The following is a 3142-nucleotide window of genomic DNA, read 5'->3' as shown; positions in this document are numbered from 1 at the left end:
ACAAAGAAATATAAAAGATGAGATCCTCACGCGGGAAAGCACCGCTCAGGATGACCGATTAAAGAATTTATTTGAAGGTATTTTCAGGATAGAACCGAGATTATTTTAAGCAATCTTTTTTAATTCGATCTATTAACTCAGTAAATGATGAAAAAACCTCAGCATGATGTTGAGCCAGTAAATTAAGTTTATTAATAGCTAGACCTTCGGTATAATCCCAATTTCGATCAAGAGAATCTTGTAGGAAGAAAATCTTTTTCCCTCTTTCTTGGAGCGAGATAGCCAAATCTAAATTTTTCAGATTTCCTCTACCCCAATATCCGGGAGCTATAAAAATATAGTCGGATTGAGCAGCTAAATTTATAGCTTTTTGAAAGTTATCATCGGAAATAGGAGAAAAGGGTTTTTCGATCATAACCGGTATTCCTAATTTTGACGCCATTTCTTGGTCAGAGTCGAATTGATTTACGATTCCTACACTTACTGAAAAACCAGCCTCAAGAAATTCTTTCATGAAATTACTTCCGCTTCCTCCACCACAGATAAGATGAATTGAGGCACTCGGAGATTCTATTTTTTTAACTATTCCTAATGGCATAAAAAAAGGTCGCAGGGAATAAGGATGGATTTCCTCTAAAAATTCAACATCAAATAATTCTTCAACCTGAGGAGCATGAAGAGATTTGCCTACTAAACCGCGATGAACAATTACTCCTTTTTTTAAAAACATTACCTGGTTGCAAAATTGAGAAACTAAATTAATGTCATGAAAAACTCCTAATATGGTTATGTCCTTCTTTTGAAGTAGAAAAAGAATACGCATAATATCAAGTTGATGAAGGATATCTAAATGGCTGGTTGGTTCATCAAGGAGGAGAATGTTGGGTTCCTGAGCTAGGGCTCGTGCTATCATAACTCGTTGTTTCTCGCCTCCGGATAATTCCCGAAAAGGGCGATTCGCGAACTGCTGAGTATTGGTAATTTGTAAAGCGTTTAGAACAGAGTCAATATCTTGTTGGTTTTCTTTTTGCCATCGTCGCCAGTGGGGAAATCTTCCCATCATGATAACGTCGTAGCATTCAAGGTCGAGGTTTAAATTGGTTTCTTGGAAAACGATAGCAATTTCCTGAGACCAATTTTTACGAGAGAGCTCCTGGGTATTTTTCCCTGAAATAAAGATAGATCCTGTGTCGGGCACGAGAAGCCCTGATAAGAGGTGAAGCAATGTGCTCTTACCCGAGCCGTTTGGTCCCAAAATGCCAACAAAATCACCTTTCTGGATGTTAAAGTTTACATTGTGAAGAACCTTACGATCTCCATAGGAAAAGAAAAGATTTTTTACTGATAAGGAAAAGCTCACCACCCCTTCTTTTTCCTCCTCAAAAGATAGATAAAAAAAGGTGCACCCATTAAACTGGTTAATACCCCAACCGGCAATTCAACCGGATGGAGAAGAGTTCGGGAAAATATATCTGCCCAGAGCAAAACACTGCTTCCTAAAAAGAGAGATGCAGGAAGGAGCTGACGATGATCCTCGCCGATGATAATTCGAATAATATGAGGAACAACTAAGCCAACAAAACCAATAACTCCACTTACTGAAACTGATGCAGCAACTAAAAGCGACGTAACTATTAAGAGAATTTTTTTGGTTTTTTCTACTTCGACCCCCATGCTTTCTGCTACTTTTTCTCCCAAAAGAAAGGTATTTAACTCTCGAGAATAGGAGAAAATAATCGGGAACCCAATTAAAAAAAAGGGTAAGAGAGTATAAACCTTGTTCCAACTGCTATTCCAGAAACCACCCATAATCCAAAATACCATTTGATGTAAATTTTCTCCGGCCAGGAACATTCCCAATGAAATGAGAGCTGAAAAGAAAAAGCCGATAGCAACTCCGGCGAGTAGCATGATTTCTAAAGGCATTTTATGTCCTATCTGACCCAAACGGAGGACCAGAAAAGTAGTTGCCAGTGCGAATAGGAAAGAAAAAAGAGGGAGGGTGATAAAACCCAGTGAAATACCACTTAAGATTGCTACAATGGCTCCAACAGCACCACCCGAGCTAATTCCTAAAACATAGGGGTCTACCAGAGGATTTTGGAATAAGCCTTGAAGGACTGCACCGCTCAACGAAAGAGCGGCACCTACTAAAACTGAAAGGATTAAACGGGGCAAGCGGATTTCAAAGAGAATGGTCTTTTCCGTAGGTAATAATGAGGATGGTTGTAAAAAAGATAATAAATCTGAAATCTGAAAACGACCACCGCCGATTCCCAAAGAAAATACCATACTCAAGACAAGAATAACAATGAGAACTATAATAATTTGTTTTTTCTTAATTATCTTCATTTGGAGTTAATTTCTTGGTTCTGATACTCTCCGAAGATTTCCGGATGAATGATTTGGGCAAAGTATTGAAGTGCAGAAACCACCCGAGGCCCTGGCCGGGAAACTAAATTAGAATCAATTAAATAGACTTGATTATTTTTTATCGCAGCTACTGTCTGAAGCCGGTTATCGGTTGTAACAAATTGATAGAGTTGATTTTCCTCATTTTTTCCATGATTTTCAATAACAGTAATTATAGAAGGATTTCTTTTTAAAATCTCTTCAAAGTCTATTGTTGAATAACCCTGAATATCCTCAGCCAAATTTTTCCCACCAGCTAAAGTTATAAATTCATTGATAAAGGTACTGTTGCCGGCTGTCCAGATAGGATCGTGCCAAATAATGTGGAAAACCAGTGGTTTTTGATAATCTGGAATTGATTGAGAGAGATCATTTATTTTTTTAAGTTGATCCTTCATGGTTTTTATCAGGTTTGAACCAGAAATTTCCACCCCGGATAAGACCGCAACTTTAGTTATATCTTCAATGACCTCCTCAATGGTATCTGATTTAAGAGTAAAGACCGGAAGACTGAGTTCATGAAGGCGGGCAACCGTTTCTTCGGGGGTTAATGAACTGGCTAAGATCAAGTCAGGCTGAAGGGTAAGGATTTTTTCCAAATCTATTTCAGTAACATTCCCAATTTTTTCCTTTTTTAAAGCTTCTATAGGCTCATCACAATAAGTAGTCACTCCAACAATTTTATCATTTAAACCAAGTGCAAAAAGGATTTCAGTATTTCCAGGGGCGA

The 3142-nt window shown here is 38.0% G+C and carries 3 protein-coding genes; all 3 read right to left on the bottom strand.

What is annotated here, in order from left to right; all coding sequences use genetic code 11:
- Positions 1-100: 100 nt before the first annotated feature.
- On the bottom strand, positions 101-1363 hold the full coding sequence (locus tag PLK24_RS10055) for an ABC transporter ATP-binding protein (protein WP_324478754.1): 1263 nt from the start codon (positions 1361-1363) through the stop codon (positions 101-103).
- Positions 1357-2352: a FecCD family ABC transporter permease gene (locus tag PLK24_RS10050; protein ID WP_324478752.1), complete on the bottom strand. Its 996-nt coding sequence runs from the start codon at positions 2350-2352 to the stop codon at positions 1357-1359. Before PLK24_RS10050 ends, PLK24_RS10055 begins: the two co-directional genes overlap by 7 nt.
- Positions 2349-3142, bottom strand: a 794-nt coding sequence (locus PLK24_RS10045; protein WP_324478750.1) for an ABC transporter substrate-binding protein, incomplete at its 5' end; no start/stop codon positions are given. The genes PLK24_RS10045 and PLK24_RS10050, both read right to left, overlap by 4 nt.

Source organism: Atribacter sp. (assembly GCF_035418125.1).
Taxonomy (GTDB): domain Bacteria; phylum Atribacterota; class Atribacteria; order Atribacterales; family Atribacteraceae; genus Atribacter; species Atribacter allofermentans.
The sequence above is the reverse complement of the archived record's forward strand: the minus strand, read 5'-3'. Positions and strand labels throughout refer to the sequence as shown.

Bases quoted from the DNA above. Each gene is read 5' to 3' on its own strand.
- PLK24_RS10050 (WP_324478752.1), bottom strand. From the start codon at position 2,352: ATGAAGATAATTAAGAAAAAACAAATTATTATAGTTCTCATTGTTATT.